Annotated in this window: 23 protein-coding genes and 1 pseudogene; 7 read left to right on the top strand and 17 right to left on the bottom strand. The window is 59.4% G+C overall.

Annotated features, from left to right (window positions below):
- Window positions 1-154: 154 nt before the first annotated feature.
- Window positions 155-1798, top strand: coding sequence for a phosphoglucomutase (alpha-D-glucose-1,6-bisphosphate-dependent) (gene pgm / locus ACX80D_RS00120; protein ID WP_459320506.1), 1644 nt, complete (start codon window positions 155-157; stop codon window positions 1796-1798).
- Between the two features lie 186 nt (window positions 1799-1984).
- Here pgm and ACX80D_RS00115 read toward each other — a convergent pair whose 3' ends face one another.
- Window positions 1985-2914 carry a cation diffusion facilitator family transporter gene (locus tag ACX80D_RS00115; RefSeq protein WP_459320505.1) on the bottom strand — a complete coding sequence of 310 codons (930 nt, stop codon included), beginning with the start codon at window positions 2912-2914 and terminating at the stop codon, window positions 1985-1987.
- 53 nt (window positions 2915-2967) lie between these two features.
- On the opposite strand from ACX80D_RS00115, the gene ACX80D_RS00110 reads away from it, so the two are divergent.
- Both ACX80D_RS00110 and ACX80D_RS00105 read left to right on the top strand, forming a co-directional pair.
- The gene (locus tag ACX80D_RS00110; protein ID WP_459320504.1) at window positions 2968-3279 is read left to right on the top strand and encodes an ArsR/SmtB family transcription factor; all 312 of its coding nucleotides are present in this window, start codon (window positions 2968-2970) and stop codon (window positions 3277-3279) included.
- A gap of 69 nt (window positions 3280-3348) precedes the next feature.
- Entirely contained in the window at window positions 3349-4668 is a 1320-nt protein-coding gene (locus ACX80D_RS00105) for a uracil-xanthine permease family protein (RefSeq protein WP_459320503.1), read from the top strand.
- Window positions 4669-4786: 118 nt separating this feature from the next.
- Here the strand turns inward: ACX80D_RS00105 and ACX80D_RS00100 are convergent, their stop codons facing one another.
- The 4 genes from ACX80D_RS00100 to ACX80D_RS00085 all read right to left on the bottom strand — a co-directional run bounded on the left by ACX80D_RS00100 (window position 4787) and on the right by ACX80D_RS00085 (window position 8675).
- Window positions 4787-5902, bottom strand: a complete 1116-nt coding sequence (locus tag ACX80D_RS00100; RefSeq protein WP_459320502.1) for a glycerate kinase — start codon at window positions 5900-5902, stop codon at window positions 4787-4789.
- 39 nt (window positions 5903-5941) lie between these two features.
- Window positions 5942-6724: a glycerophosphodiester phosphodiesterase gene (locus tag ACX80D_RS00095; protein ID WP_459320501.1), complete on the bottom strand. Its 783-nt coding sequence runs from the start codon at window positions 6722-6724 to the stop codon at window positions 5942-5944.
- Between the two features lie 66 nt (window positions 6725-6790).
- Window positions 6791-7597, bottom strand: a complete 807-nt coding sequence (locus ACX80D_RS00090; RefSeq protein WP_459320500.1) for an HAD family hydrolase — start codon at window positions 7595-7597, stop codon at window positions 6791-6793.
- A gap of 85 nt (window positions 7598-7682) precedes the next feature.
- The gene (locus ACX80D_RS00085) at window positions 7683-8675 is read right to left on the bottom strand and encodes a carbohydrate kinase family protein (protein ID WP_459320499.1); all 993 of its coding nucleotides are present in this window, start codon (window positions 8673-8675) and stop codon (window positions 7683-7685) included.
- Between the two features lie 238 nt (window positions 8676-8913).
- Between ACX80D_RS00085 and ACX80D_RS00080 the strand changes: the two genes are divergently transcribed.
- On the top strand, window positions 8914-9330 hold the full coding sequence (locus tag ACX80D_RS00080) for a type 1 periplasmic-binding domain-containing protein (RefSeq protein WP_459320498.1): 417 nt from the start codon (window positions 8914-8916) through the stop codon (window positions 9328-9330).
- A gap of 292 nt (window positions 9331-9622) precedes the next feature.
- Window positions 9623-10726 carry a GTP pyrophosphokinase gene (locus ACX80D_RS00075; RefSeq protein WP_459320497.1) on the top strand — a complete coding sequence of 368 codons (1104 nt, stop codon included), beginning with the start codon at window positions 9623-9625 and terminating at the stop codon, window positions 10724-10726.
- 3 nt (window positions 10727-10729) lie between these two features.
- On the opposite strand, the gene ACX80D_RS00070 is transcribed toward ACX80D_RS00075, so the two are convergent.
- The 7 genes from ACX80D_RS00070 to ACX80D_RS00040 all read right to left on the bottom strand — a co-directional run bounded on the left by ACX80D_RS00070 (window position 10730) and on the right by ACX80D_RS00040 (window position 15579).
- Window positions 10730-10831 carry a hypothetical protein gene (locus ACX80D_RS00070; RefSeq protein WP_459320496.1) on the bottom strand — a complete coding sequence of 34 codons (102 nt, stop codon included), beginning with the start codon at window positions 10829-10831 and terminating at the stop codon, window positions 10730-10732.
- A 134-nt stretch (window positions 10832-10965) separates the two neighbouring features.
- Window positions 10966-11175, bottom strand: a complete 210-nt coding sequence (locus ACX80D_RS00065; RefSeq protein WP_459320495.1) for a hypothetical protein — start codon at window positions 11173-11175, stop codon at window positions 10966-10968.
- 192 nt (window positions 11176-11367) lie between these two features.
- On the bottom strand, window positions 11368-12045 hold the full coding sequence (locus tag ACX80D_RS00060; protein WP_459320494.1) for a response regulator: 678 nt from the start codon (window positions 12043-12045) through the stop codon (window positions 11368-11370).
- 50 nt (window positions 12046-12095) lie between these two features.
- A complete protein-coding gene (locus ACX80D_RS00055; protein ID WP_459320493.1) occupies window positions 12096-12233 on the bottom strand; it encodes a hypothetical protein in 138 nt (45 codons plus the stop codon).
- 206 nt (window positions 12234-12439) lie between these two features.
- The gene (locus ACX80D_RS00050) at window positions 12440-13558 is read right to left on the bottom strand and encodes a sensor histidine kinase (RefSeq protein ID WP_459320492.1); all 1119 of its coding nucleotides are present in this window, start codon (window positions 13556-13558) and stop codon (window positions 12440-12442) included.
- Window positions 13559-13728: 170 nt separating this feature from the next.
- The gene (locus tag ACX80D_RS00045; protein WP_459320491.1) at window positions 13729-14748 is read right to left on the bottom strand and encodes a proline racemase family protein; all 1020 of its coding nucleotides are present in this window, start codon (window positions 14746-14748) and stop codon (window positions 13729-13731) included.
- A gap of 228 nt (window positions 14749-14976) precedes the next feature.
- Window positions 14977-15579 carry an NADPH-dependent FMN reductase gene (locus ACX80D_RS00040; RefSeq protein WP_459320490.1) on the bottom strand — a complete coding sequence of 201 codons (603 nt, stop codon included), beginning with the start codon at window positions 15577-15579 and terminating at the stop codon, window positions 14977-14979.
- Window positions 15580-15896: 317 nt separating this feature from the next.
- On the opposite strand from ACX80D_RS00040, the gene ACX80D_RS00035 reads away from it, so the two are divergent.
- The gene (locus ACX80D_RS00035) at window positions 15897-16157 is read left to right on the top strand and encodes a hypothetical protein (protein WP_459320489.1); all 261 of its coding nucleotides are present in this window, start codon (window positions 15897-15899) and stop codon (window positions 16155-16157) included.
- Here the strand turns inward: ACX80D_RS00035 and ACX80D_RS00030 are convergent.
- From ACX80D_RS00030 to ACX80D_RS00015, 4 genes are all read right to left on the bottom strand, one after another.
- Entirely contained in the window at window positions 16120-16461 is a 342-nt protein-coding gene (locus ACX80D_RS00030; RefSeq protein WP_459320487.1) for a GNAT family N-acetyltransferase, read from the bottom strand. The genes ACX80D_RS00035 and ACX80D_RS00030 overlap by 38 nt on opposite strands.
- A gap of 19 nt (window positions 16462-16480) precedes the next feature.
- Window positions 16481-17497, bottom strand: a complete 1017-nt coding sequence (locus ACX80D_RS00025; RefSeq protein ID WP_459320486.1) for a pirin family protein — start codon at window positions 17495-17497, stop codon at window positions 16481-16483.
- Window positions 17498-17572: 75 nt separating this feature from the next.
- Window positions 17573-18031 carry a carboxymuconolactone decarboxylase family protein gene (locus ACX80D_RS00020; RefSeq protein ID WP_459320485.1) on the bottom strand — a complete coding sequence of 153 codons (459 nt, stop codon included), beginning with the start codon at window positions 18029-18031 and terminating at the stop codon, window positions 17573-17575.
- A gap of 91 nt (window positions 18032-18122) precedes the next feature.
- Window positions 18123-18926 (bottom strand): substrate-binding domain-containing protein, encoded by an 804-nt coding sequence (locus ACX80D_RS00015; RefSeq protein WP_459320484.1) that lies wholly within the window; start codon window positions 18924-18926, stop codon window positions 18123-18125.
- Between the two features lie 89 nt (window positions 18927-19015).
- Here ACX80D_RS00015 and ACX80D_RS00010 point away from each other — a divergent pair, with 89 nt between their 5' ends.
- The gene (locus tag ACX80D_RS00010) at window positions 19016-19378 is read left to right on the top strand and encodes a DUF5997 family protein (protein ID WP_459320881.1); all 363 of its coding nucleotides are present in this window, start codon (window positions 19016-19018) and stop codon (window positions 19376-19378) included.
- A gap of 91 nt (window positions 19379-19469) precedes the next feature.
- On the opposite strand, the pseudogene ACX80D_RS00005 reads toward ACX80D_RS00010, so the two are convergent.
- Window positions 19470-19866, bottom strand: a pseudogene (locus ACX80D_RS00005) (carboxypeptidase regulatory-like domain-containing protein); the annotation flags it as partial.

The following is a 19866-nucleotide window of genomic DNA, read 5'->3' as shown; positions in this document are numbered from 1 at the left end:
CCTTCCCAGACACGGCTGATGGTTACCTTTGAGATCCATGGTAGTCCAGCGCCTGCCCGGCCCCCATGGGTAACTACTAGCAGCCACCGCTATACAGAGTTCACACTCTGGGCAACACGTGCCATTCACGGGCTGACTCTGTCATGCTGTGTTTATGGCTAGCCGCGCGGGCACTGTTGCCCTTCCCCAAGACCTTGTTGATCTCTCCGCCCTCATGGACGCCTACTACGATCTGACACCGGACCTGAATGATCCGGCCCAGCGCGTTGCTTTTGGCACGTCCGGACACCGTGGATCCTCCTTGAAATCGTCCTTCAATGAAGGCCACATCGCCGCCATCACGCAGGCCATCGTTGAGTACCGCAGCTCTCAGGGCATCACCGGGCCCTTGTTCATGGGCAAGGACACGCATGCACTGAGCGAACCGGCCCAGAACACCGCACTTGAGGTCCTAGCCGGAAACGGTGTGCAGGTCTTGATCGACGCCCGCCACGGTTACACCCCCACACCTGCCGTTTCACACGCCATCCTCAGCTACAACAAGGGCCGCACTGATGCCTTGGCCGATGGGATTGTGGTCACTCCGTCCCACAACCCTCCGGGCGACGGCGGCTTCAAGTACAACCCCCCGCACGGTGGCCCGGCCGATTCTGATGCCACCGGATGGATCGCTAACCGCGCCAATGAACTCCTTGAGGGAGGGCTGCGCGGGGTGCGCCGCGTGCAATTGGCCGAAGCCATGGAAGCCTCCACCACGGGCAAGTTTGATTTCCTCTCCGGCTACGTCGACGATCTGCCCTCCGTGCTGGATCTGGATGCCATCCGCGCCGCCGGCGTGCGCATTGGCGCCGACCCCATGGGTGGCGCCTCCGTTGACTACTGGGGCGAAATTGGCGAACGCCACAACCTGGACCTAACCGTGGTCAACCCCACCGTGGATCCGCAATGGGCCTTCATGACTCTGGACTGGGATGAGAAGATCCGCATGGATTGCTCATCGCCGTCGGCCATGGCGTCGCTGATCAAGAAAATTGAGGCTGGCGCACCCTATGACATTGCTACCGGGAACGACGCCGATGCCGACCGCCATGGCATCGTCACCCCCGACGCGGGGCTGATGAACCCCAACCACTACCTCGCTGTGGCGATCCAGTACCTCTACACGCACCGGACGCTGTGGCCCGCCACAGCTGGCGTGGGCAAGACGCTGGTATCCTCCTCCATCATTGACCGCGTGGCCGCCGATCTTGGCCGCCAGCTGGTGGAGGTTCCTGTGGGCTTCAAGTGGTTTGTACCCGGCCTACTCTCCGGTGAGGGCGTTTTTGGCGGGGAAGAATCCGCTGGTGCTTCCTTTGTGAAGAAGGATGGCTCCGTGTGGACCACTGACAAGGACGGCATCCTGCTGGCCTTGCTCGCCTCAGAAATCACGGCCGTCACAGGAAAATCACCATCGGTGCACTACGGCGAGCTGACAGATCGCTTTGGGGCGCCGTCGTACGCGCGCATCGATGCGGCCGCCACCCGCGAGCAAAAGGCGGCGTTGGGCAAGCTCTCCGCAGCCGACGTCTCCGCCACAACCCTGGCCGGCGAAACCATCACAGCCAAGCTGACCGAAGCCCCCGGCAATGGCGCGGCAATTGGCGGACTGAAGGTCACCACCGAGAACGCCTGGTTCGCGGCCCGCCCCTCAGGCACCGAGGACGTCTACAAGATCTACGCCGAGTCTTTCAAGGGCGCCGAGCACTTGGCCCAGGTCCAGGCCGAGGCGAAAGCACTCGTGGACGGCGTTATTTCCTAAAGGCGTTTCCTCGCAGGGGGGCAAATGCGAGCACTTCTGCCTCGCAACCGCATCGCAGCTTCATCGCAACTTCATCTCAACTGCATCGACCCGTCACATAACGCCGCTTTGCCGCGAGCCTAGCGTCATTATCTGACGGGTCGATGCACGAAAAGCGGGTTGAGGTGAGAAAAGCGCCCGCTGCAGCTAGTGGTGGGCGCCGTGCTCGTGCTCGGAGTGGCCCACGGGCTCCAATTGGAACGTGGAGTGCTCAACACTGAGATCGAAATGGCCGGCAACGCAATGTTGGAGGGCGTCAAGCATCTCTGCCGCGTGGCCGTCGTGGAAGCATTCCATGTCCACCACCACGTGGGCCGAGAGAATGGGCAGTCCGGTCGCGATCTGGCTGGCGTGCAGATCATGGACACCACGCACGTGCTCCAGTTCCATGATGTGCTTGCGAACCTCGTCCAGATCCAGACCCGACGGCGTGGATTCCAACAGGACGTGAATGGTCCCGAGCAACAGCTTCACGGTCCGCGGCAGGATCAGGGCTCCAATGAGCATGGCCACGAGGGCGTCAGCCTGCATCCAGCCGGTGGTGTAAATGATGATCGCGGCCACGATCACGGCCACCGACCCCAGCGCGTCGTTCACGACCTCCAAGAATGCCGCACGCATGTTGAAGTTCTTGGACCGTCCGCCCATCAGCACAAACATCGACACGATATTACCCAGCAGGCCAATTACACCAAAGACAATCAGTTCCTGAGAAGCGATCTCGGTGGGGTTGAAGAGCCGCTGAACACCCTCCACCAAAACCACAAGTCCGACGGCGAGAAGCACCGCAGCTTGCGCTGTGGCTGCCAACACCTCGGCCCGGGCAAAGCCCCAAGTACGTTTGCTGCTGGCCGGGCGCATCATCAGCCGGGCGGCCAGCAGTGCCATGGCCAAGCCACCAGCATCGGTCAATACATGGGCCGAATCAAAGAGCAGCGCCAAGGAACCGGTGAGCATCGAGCCGATGACTTGGAAGATAAAAACCGCCAGCGTGATCCCCAGCGCCACGGCGAGGCGGCCCGACTGACTTTCGCCGGGAGCGCCCGCATGGGAATGAGAATGATGGTGACCAGACATGCCTCAATAGTACAGTCAACGCTGAATTCATCAAATGCTGTAACATATTGAGAATGAAGCCCATTAGCAATGCAGCAGTGTTGGCCCGCTTTGGCTACGCACTCTCTGACCCCACCCGGGCCGAAATCCTTATGAATCTGGCCAAAGCTCCGCAGTACCCTGCTGAATTAGCGGCACAACTGGGAGTCACCCGCCAGAACATGTCCAACCATTTGTCCTGCCTACGGGACTGCGGGCTAGCCGTCGCCATCGCTGAAGGCCGCCGCTCCCGGTATGAATTAGCCCATCCAGCCTTGGCACACGCACTCAACGATCTCCTCGGCGTCGTGCTGCTGGCCCACGAGGGGCACCTGCCGCACCCGTAACAGGCCACTTTTCCGATATTCTTATCTGCGGACCGGGCACAGGCGCGGCCTGGAACGGGAGATAAGCGGATGAATTTGCTCGGCACCAAATGGAGAGTTCACGGCAATGGCAAGACCATTGCTCCCGGACAGGTGGTCACCCCCGATGAGCGGTTGAGCTGGCCGTTGACCATTGGCATCGGATTGCAGCACGTGGTGGCCATGTTCGGCGCAACATTCCTGGTCCCGCTGCTGACCGGCATGCCTCCGGCCACCACGTTGTTCTTCTCGGGCATCGGCACCATCTTGTTCCTGATTTTTACCCGCGGCCGCGTCCCTAGCTACCTCGGTTCCAGCTTCGCCTTCATCGCCCCCATCATGGCTTCGCAGCAACAATTTGGCGTGGCCGGAGCCCTGGGCGGTGTGGTCATTGCCGGTGTCACCCTGGCCATCATTGGCCTCATTGTGCAGAAGTTCGGTTCGTCGTGGATCAACCGGCTCATGCCTGCCCCCGTCACAGGCACCATTGTGGCGCTGATCGGGCTGAACCTGGCACCGTCAGCATGGAACAACTTCAAACTGGCACCCATCACAGCCATCATCACCTTGGGCGTCATCATTCTGGTAAGCGTGTTATTCCGCGGCGTCCTGGGCCGCTTGGCCATTTTGGTGGGTGTGATTGCCGGCTATCTGGTGGCCGTCATGCGCGATGAAGTGGACTTCTCCAAGATCGAGGTGGCTGGCTGGATCGGCTTGCCGCAGTTCCAGACCCCCACCTTCCACTTCGCCATCCTTGGCTTGTTCATTCCGGTGGTCCTGGTATTGGTGGCCGAGAACATTGGTCACGTGAAGTCTGTTGCCTTGATGACCGGGGAAGACCTTGACCCGTACGCGGGTCGTGCCTTGATTGCCGACGGCGTTGCCACCACCTTGGCAGGCTTCGGCGGCGGATCGGGCACCACCACCTATGCGGAAAACATTGGAGTCATGGCCGCCACTAAGGTGTACTCCACCGCGGCCTACTTTGTTGCAGGTATTGCTGCTCTGGTATTGAGCTTCTCGCCGAAGTTTGGTGAATTGATTGCCACTGTCCCGGTTGGAGTCCTCGGCGGCGCGGCGACGTTACTTTACGGCATGATCGGCATTTTGGGTGTGCGGATCTGGGTCCAGAACAAGGTCAATTTCTCCAACAACATCAACCTGACCACGGCCGCCGTGGCGTTGATCATCGGCATCGCCGACTTCACGTGGAACGTAGGAAACCTGCAATTTGCTGGCATTGCACTGGGTACCGCCGCCGCCTTGATCATCTACCATGGCATGAGCGCTCTGGCGAAGTGGCGTGGAACTGCCACGGATCCGCTGGATCCGGAGTCCGACTCCCCCACTCTGGCGAGCACCACGAAGTAAAAGCCCGCCACGCGGCGTTATTTCTTCCGCTGAGCGCCAACTATGCGCTGGACCCAGAAGGGGTTCAGCGCATAGGCGTCAATGCGCCAAACTCATCACGGGTTTGGCGCATAGTATTTTAAATCCCGTTGAGAGCCTCTGAGGTGGCACGCGTGGTGTAGCGCGCAGCGTCCGCCAGCGCCGCCTCCGGGGAGCCCGCAACATCCGTGGCACTGACGGCGGCAACCACCCCGTGCTTGGCCAGCTGTTCCGGCGTCACCGTGATCCGTCCGGCAACTACGACGACGGGAATTCCCTTCGCGTGGGCAGCGTCAGCTACTCCGAGGGGCCCCTTGCCCGACAATGACTGGACATCCAGGGACCCTTCCCCTGTGATGACCAGATCGGCCTGCGCCAAGGCGGTTTCAAGATCTATCAAGGATGCGACTAAATCAAAGCCACGCTCAACGGAGGCATTGGCGTACGCCACGAACGTGGATGGGAAGCCGCCGGCCGCACCGGATCCGGGCACATCCATGTCGATTCCGGTAGCCTCCCGGACCACGGAGGCCAGGTTGCGCAGCCCAGCATCGAGACGTTCTACAGCATCCTCATCGGCGCCCTTTTGTGGAGCAAAAATATGGGCTGCACCATTGAGCCCGTACAGCGGGTTATCCACGTCAACGGCCATCCGCACTTTCACCTTCGCCAGCCTAGGGTCGAGGCCTGTGGCGTCCACGGCCACGACGTCAATGAGGGATCCGCCGCCCAACGGCACCAAGTTCCCCTGTGCATCCACCAGTCTCAAACCCAGCGCCCGCAAGGCACCCGTGCCGGCGTCGGTCATGGCGGACCCACCCAACCCAATGATGATTTCCGTGGCACCGGCGTCCAAGGCTGCGGCAATCAACTGGCCAGAACCGTAGGAATGGGCGCGCAACGAGTTTTCCACGGTGGGTTCACTGAGCAGGTAGCCGCTGGCCTGGGCCGTTTCAATGACAGCTACCTTGCTGTCTTCGGCGAAAGCCCAGACTGCACCTACGGGCTTGAGGATAGGACCCACGACGGCGTTCAGTCTTTCTGAAAAGCCAGCAGCAACGGCCGCTTCCACTGTGCCTTCTCCGCCGTCGGCAATGGGCAGCGCCGTCACCACGGCATCCGGGTAGACACGCAAAGCGCCCTCGGCCATGGCTGCTGCTGCTTCAGGACCGGTTAGGGTCCCCTTGAACTTGTCCGGGGCAATGAGAATTCGCATGTGTCCATCCTGCCACCCGCTACCGACATGGCCGAAGCGTTACGCCCAGTACTCTCGTTGGCGCATGACCTCTGCCAACAGATCGGCCCTGTCGGTCATGATCCCGTCAACGCCCAAGTCAAAGAGTCGGTTCATTTCGGCGGGATCATCAATGGTCCAGACATGAACTTTCAGGCCCAAAGAGTGAGCCCGGCGCATCGTGGCTGTGGTGATCAGAGCTTGGCCTTTATAGCTCGTGGGGATCTGCAAAACATCCACACCGCGCATGAAGAAGCGGGCCAGACGGGACGGCAGCCATGAAATGAGGAGAAAGTAGGCCATCAATAGCGGCTTGCCCGGCGAGCTGGCCACGGGTCGACTCAATCCAGCCACCACCGCGCGGCGGCGTCTATCCGAGAACGACGCCACACAAATCCGATCATGCAGGCCGTACTTTTCAATGGCAGCAATCAGCGGAGCCACCGACCCTGCATCCTTGATGTCAATATTGAACCGGGCTTCGGGGAGGGCCACAATGAATTCCTCCAGGGTGGCAATGGGTTCCTGGCCGCCAATACGGGCTTGACTCACTTGGGAATAGGGCAGCTCGGCAATGATGCCCTGCTTGTCCGTGGTGCGGTCCAAGGAGGCATCATGAAACACCATGGCTACGCCGTCCGCCGTGGTGTTAATGTCAGTTTCCACGTACTGATAACCCAGCTCCAGGGCCGCCTTGAACGCCACTACTGAATTTTCCAACCCATCACCGGAGAACCCTCGGTGAGCAATAGCCAGCGGCTGCGCGGATGCCAAGAACGGCTTGGGCGTTTTACTTTTAGTCATGCTCTCTAGATTCTTTTATTGTTGCGCTGTTGCTGTTGCTCAAGCCAGGCGTGCTGTTGTTGTTGCTCAAGCCAGGCGCAGCGCAGCCAGACGGGATTCGATGACTTGGGCAACGCCGTCGTGCTCGAAGCGTGGCGCCTGCAACGCGGCAGCTGCGAGCGCATCTGGATGTCCACTGGCCATGGCATAGCCCGAACCGGCCCAGGCCAGCATTTCAATATCGTTGGGCATGTCTCCGAAGGCCACCACATCTGCGGCGTCGATCCCCCGGCCCGCGGCATATTTGGCCAGCGTGACCGCCTTGTTGACCCCTAGCGGGCCCATTTCCAGCATGGCCATAGTGGGGGCCGAATGGGTGACGGCGATCAGCGAACCAATCGCCGGGGCAACGAGGCCCATGAACTCATCCGCCGTGCCGTGGTGGAGAACAGCAAGCATCTTGACAATGCCGCTGTCTGCCATATCCGGTGTCAATAGTCCTGGAAAGTACTCGCCGCTGGCTGCCGTGCGTGCGGTGAGGAAGCCCTCTTCAACATGGAAGCCCCCCAGCGATTCCAACGCAAAGTAAGGTTCCGGCACCAACTCCGTGACGATACTGCGCACCTTGGCCACTGTGTCCCAGTCCAGAACATGTGATTCGGTGACGTGATCGGTGGCGAGGTCATAGCTGACGGCACCGTTGGAGCAAATGACCGTGCCAGTGTGGCCAATCTGATCCCGGATAGGTTCGAGCCACCGCGGCGGTCGGCCGGTCACAAACACAATGTCCACACCCGCTGCTGCGGCGGCGGCGAAGGCCTCCACGGTACGGTCGCTGATGGTTCCGTCATGGCCCAGAATGGTTCCGTCGATGTCGCTGGCAATTAAACGCATACCCAAGGCTATCCAACTTCCCGCAAAGCCGGGCTTCGGCTCATCCGCTATCTGGTCATGAGCGTTCCATAATCAGCGCCGCGGACTAGTTTTGCAATTTTTGCAGTTTTTGCTTTTTTTGCAGTTCAGCACGGTTGGGCGGGTTGGCTCCGGCGCGAGAGACCGTGATGGCTGCTGCGCGGGCCGCGTACTCGATCAGCTCGCTCAAGATTGTTGTGCTGATGGCGCGCAATTCACCGCGACGTTGCGCCCCGTCTAATTCCCGATCCACAAGCGTTGAGAGAAGGGCCGCCATGAAGGAATCCCCCGCCCCGACCGTGTCCACAACATCCACCGACGGCACCTGGCATTGGGCTTCCCCGGCTGCGCATACAGCCCACGGTCCTCCGGATCCTTGTGTCACAACCACGACGGCGGGACCTTGCGCACCGCCCAGGGCCAGCCACTTGCGGGCGGATTCCTTGGGGTCCACGCCGGGGTACAGCCATTCCAAGTCCTCGTCGGAGGCCTTGATGACATCAGCCAATCGGACAAACTTTTCCGCCTGCTGGCGGGCATGGGAAACGTCGCCAATGATGCTGGGGCGGCAGTTGGGATCGTAGGCGATGGTGGCGTGCGGATGGGCAGAAATAACGGCGGCCAGCACGTGCGCTTCCCCGGGGGCCAGCATTGTGGCAATGGATCCGGTGTGCAGCAAAGTTGTCCCATTCAGCATGAACTGGCTGGCGCTTTCCACTGGCGTTCCGGTGGTGGATTCAGCGCTTGTTGCTAGCGAAGGCAGCGTCCAGTCAAGAGCAAACTCGTAACTGGCAGCCCCGTCAGCATCCAGCACGGCCCGGGCTACAGAGGTGGGGAGCTCATCCGGCGCTAGCGGCACCAGAACATCATTAGTTTTCAAATGCCCGGCAACCATGTCCCCGTAAGCGTCCTTGCCGATGCGGCCAAGAAATTGCACTGGGTGCCCCAAACGCGCCAAGCCCACGGCAACGTTCATGGGACTGCCCCCCACATGGGGCACCGGAGCCTTCCCCGTTTGCACAACTTCATCTACCAAAGCTTCACCAATAACAGTCAACATGGCTCTAGCCTACGATGCCGCCGGATGCCCTGCGCCCCTAGCGCGGCGACTCGGCCGCATCGCTGCTGACTCACCCCTGCCTCGCTGGGCCTCAAGATACGCCCCGAAACGATGTTTAACTGACGTTCCGAGTGACTTGGACACTGACTCGAAAGAGATAGCTTCCATGAGAAATCCAGAATCGAGACCATCGGGGATTCACGATGGTGCTCAGTTGGCTGGAGGGTCACCTCCAACGATGTCCCGACTCCTCAACGAACATCCCAGCGTAAAGCCCACCACACGCGGCAGTGTCAAGGACACCATTTCCTCTATGAATGACGCCGTCCTTGATGCTGCCGCGCAGGGGGTGGTGGCAAGAATCGGTGACAGCACCCCGACCGTCGCCCGTGATGGCTCACGCACAGATTCCAGCGAGTTGCTAGTCATTGATCAGGCACATGTGGTCGAACTTGCCACAACACACCTCTTGGATCTTGGGTGTGAGACCGTCTGGCATCTTTCCGGTCCGCAGGACTGGATTGAGGCCTTCGACCGCAGTGAGGGTAGCGCCGCACCTTGGAGCGTGCGGACAGGGCGGTGCCACCTGAGCTTCACGCAGATTGGACTCCGGGGTCCGGGTACACGAATGCCTCATTGCCACTCACATCACTGATTTGACCGCGCTTTTCGTTTCCGGTGGCGAGATGGCTTTTGGTGTACTCCGGTTGCTGCACACACTGCAGACGTCGCAAGAGCCTCTACCGCCCTTCCTGCTGGCGCCAGAGTTGCTGATTCGTTCCAGCACCGTTAAACCGAAAGCGGTGTAAACGCCGGGACTCCGAAGAAGTTTCAGTACAAGCCCTGACAACAGGTGGGCGCGGAATCAGCCCAAGCAACCGCTATTTTTTGCGTCATATGCGGCATTGCGGATAGCGTGAGCCCGCGCTGCCGTTTAAACTCGGGTTATGAGTAGTAATTGGGAACGACTCGATGAATCACTGCGTCCTGCCGTCAGCGCATCCATCGCCGATTTCGAACGCACACGGCCGGCCCTGATCCAATTGACCGCTGAGATGGAATCGCTGATACGCGAGGTTCTCTCCGAGGCTGAGGACAAGCCCTTGTTTGTCACCAGCCGCACCAAGTCCGTAGAGTCATTTCGCGAAAAAGCCTCACGGATGGTGTCGGAACCAGATGCCGCCCCGGCGCTACAGTTCCCGGAGCCGTTGAAAAACCTTACCGACATGGTGGGTGTGCGCGTCATCACCACCCTGCCGGGCGAGAACGCCTTGGCGGCAAATCTGATCAAACGCCAGCGCAGCATCTTTGACTGCCGCGGCGACACCGAGAAGGACATTGGCTCCATTGAGTCCGGCACCTACGGATATTCCAGCCGCCACTTGATCCTGCGCACCATTCAAAGCGATGTGGTACGCAGCTATCAGGCGTTGCTTGACCCGGATACCAAGCCAAATGGCAGCTACTTTTTTGAGTGCCAGATCCGCACCATTTTTGCTCACGCTTGGAGCGAGATTGAGCACGACATCCGTTTCAAGTCCCAGGATCCCCGCGCGTGGAGTCCCTATTTTGACCGTCAGTTCACTGCCACGGCAGCCATGCTGGAGACGGTAGAATCAGCTTTTTCGGAGCTTCATGACAGGTATGAAACGGTCACCAGTTATTGGGATACCAGCGGTGAGGGCAACGTGTCGCTGACCCCGAATCGGATCAAGGCCGTATGGCAGACGCTGCTGCCGCATGTTGATCGTAAAGCTGACGACGACTGGGGTTGGGCGGCAGAGTTGGTGGCCGCGCATGGGCTGGGCAAGACTGTGGACTTGGCCGCCCTCCTGCAGCCAAAGATCATCTCCAATGTTCGCAGGGCTCTGGAGCACAGGTACTCCCCCGGCCCGGACAGGCTGTTGGATGATCTGCTGTTGTGGCAGTTCGGCGAGAGTCACATTGACCTCACGGCAGAGGAAGCAGGGCCAGAGCAAACCCCGCGCCGCGATAGCCTGATCCGCCGTCACCAGCAGATGCAGCGCTATCGCAAAGCGCAAGGTTTCTAGCACCTACGCAATGAACTTCTCCAGCCATTCCTTGCGTAGTTCCCAAACAGGCATTGCGCGGGCCAGAAGCTGGTAAAACTCACAGCTGTGGTTGGAGACCCTCAAGTGGCCGCAAGGTCAACACTTGTTTTGACTTTGGGGTCCTGAAAAGTTCACAGAAAAGGCTAGGGCACCGTCTGAAAGACAGACGATGCCCTAGCCACTCGCGCTCGGTTTTTAAGTTATTTCCGGCGCTGCTCTTAACAGATTTTCCAGCCAAAGAGGTTGCACGGGAGGAAGAACATTCCGTAGGTCGTGGCCACGCCTCCGGAGGAACTCACGGAAGCCGCGGAGATGCTGGTTGTAGGAGCCGCCAGAGTGCTGGCCTGAGCCGGGGAGAGACCTGGAGCCATGATGAGGCCGGCTGCGACAACTGCTGCGATGCCTGCGGAAGCAAATGGTTTTTTCATGGGATGCCTTTTCGGTAACGGGTTTATGTGCCGCGCTAAGCGACGGTTCTCCTAGCCTAAGGCCCAGCGCTTGGTACGGATACGCGCGGGAGGACATTTTCCCTATCCTTTTGGACAGTCTTTAACGTCAATGTTCCCGATAACACCGCATTTACCTTTAGCCGAAGGAAAGCTAAGTGCGCGTGGGGCTAGCTAAGCGATCAGCCCGGAGCGCAGCGCCGTGACAACCAGCTGCAGTCGGTCCCGTGTGGCAAACTTCCGGCCCAATCTGACTAGGTGGTATTTCACAGTTGACTCGGAGAGATAAAGTTCGGCGGCGATTTCGCTGTTGCTACGACCATCGCACAGCAACTTCAATACTTCTTCTTCACGGCCTGTCAACTCAATAGATGATTCCGTCCGCGCAGCGGGCCGGCTACCACGAAGATCCTCGATGAGCAGGTGGGCCACTGCCGGATCGATGGGGCAATCCCCTGCATACACATCCCTGACGGCGGCAACGATTCGTTCCGGCTCAGCATCCTTGACCACATAGCCGCCAGCACCGGCCAGGAGTGCGGCTCGAAGGTGCACATCGGAGATGTGGCCGGTGACTACTAGGACTCCAATGTCCGGACTCTGCGCCACGACGTGGCGTATGGCGGTGACTCCGTCCATGACAGGCATCTGGAGGTCAATGAGCAGAACGTCCGGGGAGTACTCCTTCGTCAGACGGATGGCATCCTCACCATTTTCGCCTTCGCCCACCACCACTAAATCCGTGGTTTGGGAAAGGTAGGTACGTAGCGCTCCGCGCACAAACTTTTCGTCGTCAACAATGACTACATTAATACTGTCAGTACTCTGGGTATCTTCGGCCAACTCGTTCATGCAGACAGTCTACGTAGCTGCAGCGATTGGGAGATGCGCATTGCTCCGCGTCAGCGTGTAGGAGTCGGAAACGAGCCGCTGGGCCAGATGCCTGCCGGCTTCGACTTGCTGCCCAGCGCTGCCTTGCTGCCTGCGGGTGCGTACGTTGCATTCATGATGATCTCCAAGATCGCGGATTCGACATTCATAACGCCGGCCCTTGAATATGGGCCGATGTCCCCCGATGCACTTGACGCTACGCAGGCCCCTCTTGGCTTTCAATGTGAAACGACTAGAACTGTCCACTTGGACGACGGTTTTCACGCTCAAGAGAAGAGATTTGGCCACTTGGCCAACCTTCACTTTAATCCGGGGCTGCGGCAAGGGTCCGGTTCGCTACACCCAGACTTGTGCGCTACTGCAAAGTCTGGCGATCCTTGAACGGCAAGACTGTGTGGACATTCCACCAGCCGCCGTCGGATCCAGCTTCGAGGGTGCCACCCAACCGTGAAGCTCTTTCCCGCAATCCAGCCAGCCCGGTGCCTGAAACCGGGAGCCGAGGCTTACCCGGCGTCATTCGGCTCCGGATCACCAACTCAAGGTGGTCATTGGCTACATTCATGGAAATCTCGCATCGGGATCCTTTACCCGAATGCTTGACCACATTGGTGGTACTCTCTTGCAGAATCCGCAAGACTGTAGGCCGGAGACCGTTAGGCGTGCGATCCAGATCTCCGGAAGTCTCTATATTGGTGGGACAGCCGAGGCCACTGAGCCGCTTTTGGGCATCGGCAAAGCTTGCTGCCAAGTCAATGTTGGCCACACTGGGCATTAATCCAGGCACTTGCACGGGAGAAGCCTCCGAAGATCCCTCATCCGCGCGCATTGCAAGGATCAAGCGGCGGAGATCATCCAGAGAGTTTCTGGCCATCGAGCCAATCTCGCTGAGGGCGTGTTCCTTGGCCGACTCTTCTTTGGAGATCTTGCCCAGGTTTGCTTGGACGGCAATCATGGTCAAGCCGTGCGTCACAACATCATGGAGTTCACGTGCCAATTCGGAACGCTGTTCCACGGCGGCTGCTACAGCCTGTTCGTCGGCAGTTTTTTGCTCACGTGCAACTTGCAGGGCCCGTTCGCGGAGCAACTTGATAGCAAGGCCGGGCGCTGTGAGAAGCAGAGTGACCGGGATATAGCCCCACAACTGCGTTATTCCTACGTGCGCTACAAAGAGCACCCAAGTAATTTGCCACACCAGAAAACTGCCCACCATTAAGGCAAGCGAGCGTACGGAAACCCGGTAAGCAGCCACCGCAAGGGACACGAAAGATAGTAGCAGCGGCCCACCCAGCTCCAATTGCGGCAGCATGGTGGCGAGTTGAACCATGAATAACACGGCGACCCATCGAGGCCGGAAGGCCAGCGTCATCCACACGCTCCAGTAGGCAACCGTGCAGGATATCCACAGCCACGGGAGCTCCTCGCCAGGGCTGGTCTGGACAGCAAGCCGCACATCGTCAAAAGCAGAAACCGTCACGAAGACCGCAATGGCAAAAGAAATCCACACAGAAAGCGGCGAATGCCCTACCCGCAGTATTTCTGAAATCCCCAATCTGCGCCTGGGCCGAGGAACACGCAACGATGGACCGGCATGGGGGCGAAGGGATTCAGTCACTGGGCTATCGTCCCAGAAAGCGGAAGGTGCCGCTACCGAAGAACAAATCCCAGCCCCAGCTCGTCATCTGCGTCCAGCGTAAACTTCCCTTCTCCTACGGGGAAGGAACGCCCGCTGACCTCCACCACAAATCCACCCCCGGTACCATCTACCCGGTCAACGACTCGTGCCGCAAAGCGCGAATCAAGGATCGAATAATGCTCCAGCACCTGCCCTTTTGCCAACTCCCCCGAGTCGGTAAGCAAGGCCACCCGCGCTGCCGTGCCCGATCCGCTGGGGGATCGGGCCACCTGACCGTCAGCGAAAACGCTCACATTGCGCTGCCGCAATCCGGGTCCGGGCGCCAACATTGGTTCGTGGAAGATGGTGCCATAAATGCCATACTGCCGGGCGTCTAGGGGGTGCTGCGTTGCGGGATGGTCAGCAAGTTCTGCGGCCACCTGATGCGCTGCGGCAACTGTCCTTGCCAAGTTCGACGGCGCCACCTCCAGTCCCGCTGCGGCGGCCGGTACCGAGGCGTACAGGGCCCCGCTCCAGGCCAAGTCAACGCGCAGGCGGCCAAAATCTGCCGTCTTGATTTCAATGTCCTTTGCCACCACATAGGAGGGAACATTATGAAACCCCACCTCATGAACTTTTCCTTCCACCATAGTCACCCTAGCGGTGACGCGACCCGAAGGGATATCAATCACAACGTCAGTCTCGCCGTCGTCCGGGGCACGGACCAGACCGCTGCGCACCGCCCAAGTACCCAACGCCATGGTGCCGTGGCCGCACACCGTAGAGAACCCCTCACGGTGCCAGAACAGGGCTCCGAAATGGGCGCCCGGATCATCCGGTGGCACCACAAACCCGCCGTACATATCGGCGTGGCCTCGAGGTTCATTGACCAGCAACTTACGGATCTTGTTTGCATCCCCGATCATGGCACGTTCACGGCGTTCGCGCGCCGTAGTGCCCTCGATCAGAATGGGCAGCGTCGGGACAATCCGGAAGGGCTCCCCTGCCGTGTGATAGTCAAAGGTTTCAATTTCCCACAATGCCGCTTTCATAGCTATCTCTCCCTCAGGCTGACAAACCAAGCTTGGGCGGATACTTCCCCATTTGTGGTCAATATGGCACGGCACATTTGGCCTGTCAATGATCCGGTGGGAACCACAGAGCTGGTGCCTGCGATTACGGCGCTGAATATCCACAACAAAACGCCGGCCCACCTGAGTGCGGGAACCGGCGTTTTCGTGTGCTGCATCATCCTTGGTTCGGTGAATCTCGGTGGTTTTTTACTTACTCGAGGTAGGGTCCTCGTCACCAATGTGCCCCGGGGCGTTGACGTCCAGAACCCGTGCCACGAAAGCGCCGTATTCGTCCATGAAGTGCTTCAGGAAATCCCTGGTTCCCTCATTCTTGACCTCCCCATCGTCCCCATAGTCTGCAGCGTTGAAACTGATGTAGCCCTCTGGAGAGTTGAGCTGCGGCGCATCCAGGAAGCTCAGAACACTGCGCATCGAGGACTGCATGACCGCAGTGCCGATCCCGCCCGGGGAAGCACCAATGATGCCTGAGGGCTTGCGGGCAAAGGAGTTGGTCCCCCAAGGCCGGGAAGCCCAGTCGATCGCGTTCTTCAAAGCGCCGGGGATGGATCGGTTGTACTCCGGAGAAATAAAGAGGATCCCGTCAGAGTCAGCAATGGCCTGCTTCAGGGCTTGCCCCGCTGGCGGATAGTCGCTGTCAAAATCCGAACTGTACAGTGGCAGGTCCCCGATGGGGATCTCGGTGAATTCAAGCTCCGGGGACGCCAAGCCGATCAAGGCCTTAGACAATGTTCGGTTGATGGAACCGCTGGCGAGGCTTCCGACGAAGTAGCCGATTTTGTAGGTGGCCATTGCTTTCTTCCTATCTGCTGATGGTGCCGGGAAGAGTGTTCTCACTGCCCGTGCACCATGCTTAACTGCTGATGGTTGACGCGATTTTTAGCTTAGTCCAGCGGGCATACCGTGGCTAGGGATCCGCGCTTTTGGGACCAGCCGGTAAACCAGCCGATAGGTCCAAAGGTATGGGGAGCGCTGCTTGGGTAGGCGAACCCATTGACGGTGTTGGCAAGACCGTCGATAGATTCTTGGTAATCGCTCAGCAGGCATCCCCCGGTCAAGGCGAACCGCCCGCGGTTTGACCACAAATTTTTTACTAATGGACGATCATCATGGCAATGCTAGGTAGCGATCCCCAAGACATGGCAGAACTGGTTTCCAAGTTGGCTTCAGCCATCGAGCAGATCACCTCCGCAATGAGCACCCTCGACAGCAAGGCACAGTCGGTTCGCTGGGAAGGCCCCGACGCCAACCGCTTCAAGGGCACCACCTGGCCCCGGTCCAAGAAGCAGGAACAGATCTCCGCCTCACGCTTAAACTCAGCGGGATATCTGTTTAAGCCGGGTTCACGGCAGCTATGTGTTCAGGGCTAACAGGAACAGCATGCTGTTGAAACTGGGGATGTTTGCGCAGGTATACCTTGACGTAGGGGCAAACCGGCACCACTTTCAAACCCTCCGCAGCGGTGTTTTCAAGTGCGAAGTGGACTAGCGTTCCGGCCAGTCCTTGGCCTGCATATTCTTCATCGACTGTCGTGTGGAAGAAAATCCGTTCGGGGCCGGTACCGCCCTCAAACGGCATCCAGTGCGCTTTACCAATGACCATGTTGCCGTCAAGAAGTTCGTAACGATGACGTTCTGGATTCTGGCGCACGGTGATCGCAGAGTTGTTGGGCATGGAGTCTCCTTTGGGTTATTTAGCCGCGCGGACGTAGTTGAACGTTGGGCAAGCCGGGCGCAGGCAACGGATCCGGCAGATTCTCCGGAAACGGACCAAAGCGCGGGTAGGGAGCACCGTCAAGGTAGCTGCCATCTGCTGTCAGGGGCGTGGCCGCTTCGACGCCGATCTCTGCTTGCCAAGCGGCTCGGTAGCCCACTACTTCTTCGTGGTTTCTGCCAATGAAATTCCACCACATGACGATCTTCTCGCCGAGGGGCACCCCTCCTATGAGAAGCACCCGCACAGGGTTATCGCCAGCCTCCAGCACCATGGTCGAGCGTCCTAGCGGTAGGTACACAAGATGGTCCACAGGGACTTGCTCGCCGTCCAAACTCAAATCGCCGGTGTCCAGCAGGACCCCGTATTCAAAGGCTGGATCCAGCGCTAGCTCCAGCTTCGAACCGGCGCGCAGCACCGCCTCGGCACCCAACAAGGGCGGGGTGTACGTCTCCACCGGTGAGGTTGAGCCCGCCAAGGAGCCAAGAAACACTCGCAGTTCCGTGCCATCGCCAAGAACTGGTTCCGGAACGTAGTGCGAAAAGGTGGGTGGCATGTGCCGGGTTGCATCAGGCAGTGCGTACCAGAGCTGCGCGCCGTGCAAAACGGTGGTGTCTGAGGTTGAGAACTCTTGATGTGAGATGCCGCGGCCCGCGACCATCAAGTTCACTTCCCCAGGACGGACGACGGCGGCGAAACCCGCCGAGTCTAGGTGGTCGATTTTGCCGGAGAACAACCAGCTAACTGTTGCCAGTCCGGTGTGCGGGTGGCGGGGGACGTTCATGCCTCCGGTGGTAGGGACTAGATCGGGCCCATAATGATCCACGAAACACCAAGACCCGATGAGGCTACGGCGCTTTTGCGGCAGAGTTCTACGCACATCCATGGCGCGAACTCCGCCTAGCGGTACTGCCCTTGGTGGGAGTACCTCGGCATCGCCTATATTTTGTTCGAATTCACAAATCACTTCATCGGGCGTGGTTTCGAGGTTGCTCATGGGGCTCAGTCTAGGTCCACCAGACTCACAAAGCCCTTCACCCGGCGGATTGGGAGGGCGGGGTAGGACTCGGAACTACTTCCGGGCGCGGACGGGGTGCTGACTCATGATGGAGACCCGGTTGAACGCATTGATAGCAATTCCTGCCCATTGCAGGGCCGAAAATTGCTCATCGGTCAGTGCCGTGCGGGCTTCTTGGAGCTCCACCTGCCGTGATTCGCTAGTGGTTAGCAGTGCGGCGGCTTCACCAATCGCTAGCGCTGCCCGCTCGAGTTCGGTGAAGAGATCCGTTTCACGCCACACAGGCAAAACCGCTAGCTGCTGGCTACTCACCCCTGCCTCAAGAGCCAGCCGACCGTGCATGTCCAAGCAGAAGGCGCACCCATTGATCTGCGAGACTCGCATGTTCAGCAGTTCCACGACTGATCGCGGGATCCCGGAATCATCCGTTGCCGCCTTCACCTTGAGCGCGAGTCCATTGAGCGCGCGCCAACTTGCGGGGTCGGACTTGTCCAGAAAAAAGCGTTCGCTCATCGTAAAAGGTGCTCCTTGGATGTCAGGGACGGTTCAGTCCCCATCCTCGCATCAAGTGCCCCACTTCAGACGGACGCCCCAGTGAGCGCAGTTAGCGGCGGCCGCGCTTAGCAGCCCGAGCCTTGCCGCCTGGGCGACCACCGCCGCGCAAATTAGCCCCGGCTGCCTTTGCTTTTGCCGCAGGGGTGCGTGCCGACGTCGTACTTTTTCCAGTTTTAGCGCCCTTTTTGGGGGCAGCATCCTGTTTGGCCTGCACGGAAGGCTGGCGCGAGCTGTTGGCGCTGCGGCCGCGCACCACGCCAATGAACTCCTGAATGACCGCTTCATCCTCGGCAGGCAGCGGCTGGAACGAATCAATCCACGCCAACGCGATGCTGGTCTCGGCAACACCATGCAGCAAGCGTGAGCGCAGGGTTTTGCGGCTGAAATGACGTCCCACGGACATGGGAAGAATCAGGATGCCAAGCCCGGCTTCGACCAGGTCGAGGGCTTCTTCAATGGACGCCATGGGCGGCAGTGGCTTGCGGGTGCCGGCGGCAATTTCAGTGGAAATATCACGCCATTCCGGGAAATCGTCCGGGTCTGCGAGCAGGTATTCGTCGGCCAGATCTTCAACATTGAGCTCGTCAAAGGCCGCGATGGGGTGATCCTTGGGTGCCACCACCACGGAGAGTTCGCTGTAGAGGGGAATGACGTGTAGCCCGGTCTTATCTACGGGCAGGCGCACGAATGCCATATCGACCTCGCCGGCGCGCACGGAGTCCAGCTGTCGGGATTCGGGCACAGGCGTGGAAACGAGCGGTACGCCGGGCATGCGCTCCTCCCAGCGGTGGATCCACTTTCCGGGGGTCACACCCGGGACAAAGGTCACTGTAAGTTCGCGGGATTCAGACACCTGTTTACCCTAACGCACCGCTTTGCCCTAAACTACCGTCCGCGCACCGGTACCCTTGATGTATGAGCATTAATCCTTCCCCCCAAGCCATGAAATCCGCCACAGCGGCCAAGAAGCTGGGCATCCACCTGCCCGCGGCTCCCGCAGAATTCCAAGAGAACGCGATCAGCCGCGAGGACTTCAAGGTTTTGCAGGACACTCCCCCGGAGTGGCTCGCCGAACTGCGCCGCAACGGACCGCACCCGCGCCCCGTCATTGCGCAGAAATTGAACATCTCCATTGGTGGTCTCAACCGCTCCAATATCACCGAGCCACTCACGACGGCGGAGATCACCGCGCTGCTGCAGGCTCCCCCGGCGTGGCTGGTTGAGGAGCGCGCCGTGCACGCCAAAGCGCGTGCTGAAGCCAAACTGGCCAAGGAGCGTGAGGCGGCCCGCCGCCCGAAGTCCTAGGCTCGCGTTCGACAAAAAAGACGGTGTTCGCGCAATCGGCTGGTGTTAGATCACCGGCTTTTTGCGCGAACGCCGTCTTTTTGGCGTGGAATTACTTCTTGGCTGTAACAGCCACAGTAGCTGCACTCGTCTTCGCCGCAGTGACATACCCGGACTTAGAACCCGTGACCGTAACAGTGATCTTCTTGCCAACATCAGCGGCAGCCAACACATAAGCACTAGCCGTCGCGTTAGCGATCACCACACCATTACGCTTCCACTGATACTTCAACGTCACCGCAGCAGGACCCCAAATACCAGCGTTCGCCGTCAACTTCTGACCCGAGACCGTAGTACCCGAAATCGTCGGAGTACCAGCCGTCAAAGCCTTCGGCGCAGTAACAGCCACAGTAGCTGCACTCGTCTTCGCCGCAGTGACATACCCGGACTTAGAACCCGTGACCGTAACAGTGATCTTCTTGCCAACATCAGCGGCAGCCAACACATAA

The sequence above is a fragment of the Arthrobacter sp. Sr24 genome, from assembly GCF_054511175.1.
Note: the sequence above shows the minus strand (reverse complement) of the source record. Positions and strands in the feature narration are given on the sequence as shown.

Coding starts and splice junctions, on each gene's coding strand:
- ACX80D_RS00115 (WP_459320505.1), bottom strand. CDS start 2,914: ATGTCTGGTCACCATCATTCTCATTCCCATGCGGGCGCTCCCGGCGAA.
- ACX80D_RS00055 (WP_459320493.1), bottom strand. CDS start 12,233: ATGAATGTCGAATCCGCGATCTTGGAGATCATCATGAATGCAACGTAC.
- ACX80D_RS00100 (WP_459320502.1), bottom strand. CDS start 5,902: ATGCGAATTCTCATTGCCCCGGACAAGTTCAAGGGGACCCTAACCGGT.
- ACX80D_RS00080 (WP_459320498.1), top strand. CDS start 8,914: ATGTCCCGACTCCTCAACGAACATCCCAGCGTAAAGCCCACCACACGC.
- ACX80D_RS00085 (WP_459320499.1), bottom strand. CDS start 8,675: ATGTTGACTGTTATTGGTGAAGCTTTGGTAGATGAAGTTGTGCAAACG.
- ACX80D_RS00105 (WP_459320503.1), top strand. CDS start 3,349: ATGAATTTGCTCGGCACCAAATGGAGAGTTCACGGCAATGGCAAGACC.
- ACX80D_RS00040 (WP_459320490.1), bottom strand. CDS start 15,579: ATGGCCACCTACAAAATCGGCTACTTCGTCGGAAGCCTCGCCAGCGGT.
- ACX80D_RS00110 (WP_459320504.1), top strand. CDS start 2,968: ATGAAGCCCATTAGCAATGCAGCAGTGTTGGCCCGCTTTGGCTACGCA.
- ACX80D_RS00075 (WP_459320497.1), top strand. CDS start 9,623: ATGAGTAGTAATTGGGAACGACTCGATGAATCACTGCGTCCTGCCGTC.
- ACX80D_RS00020 (WP_459320485.1), bottom strand. CDS start 18,031: ATGAGCGAACGCTTTTTTCTGGACAAGTCCGACCCCGCAAGTTGGCGC.
- ACX80D_RS00010 (WP_459320881.1), top strand. CDS start 19,016: ATGAAATCCGCCACAGCGGCCAAGAAGCTGGGCATCCACCTGCCCGCG.
- ACX80D_RS00045 (WP_459320491.1), bottom strand. CDS start 14,748: ATGAAAGCGGCATTGTGGGAAATTGAAACCTTTGACTATCACACGGCA.
- ACX80D_RS00030 (WP_459320487.1), bottom strand. CDS start 16,461: ATGCCCAACAACTCTGCGATCACCGTGCGCCAGAATCCAGAACGTCAT.
- ACX80D_RS00035 (WP_459320489.1), top strand. CDS start 15,897: ATGGCAATGCTAGGTAGCGATCCCCAAGACATGGCAGAACTGGTTTCC.
- ACX80D_RS00060 (WP_459320494.1), bottom strand. CDS start 12,045: ATGAACGAGTTGGCCGAAGATACCCAGAGTACTGACAGTATTAATGTA.
- ACX80D_RS00065 (WP_459320495.1), bottom strand. CDS start 11,175: ATGAAAAAACCATTTGCTTCCGCAGGCATCGCAGCAGTTGTCGCAGCC.
- ACX80D_RS00090 (WP_459320500.1), bottom strand. CDS start 7,597: ATGCGTTTAATTGCCAGCGACATCGACGGAACCATTCTGGGCCATGAC.
- pgm (WP_459320506.1), top strand. CDS start 155: ATGGCTAGCCGCGCGGGCACTGTTGCCCTTCCCCAAGACCTTGTTGAT.
- ACX80D_RS00025 (WP_459320486.1), bottom strand. CDS start 17,497: ATGAGCAACCTCGAAACCACGCCCGATGAAGTGATTTGTGAATTCGAA.
- ACX80D_RS00095 (WP_459320501.1), bottom strand. CDS start 6,724: ATGACTAAAAGTAAAACGCCCAAGCCGTTCTTGGCATCCGCGCAGCCG.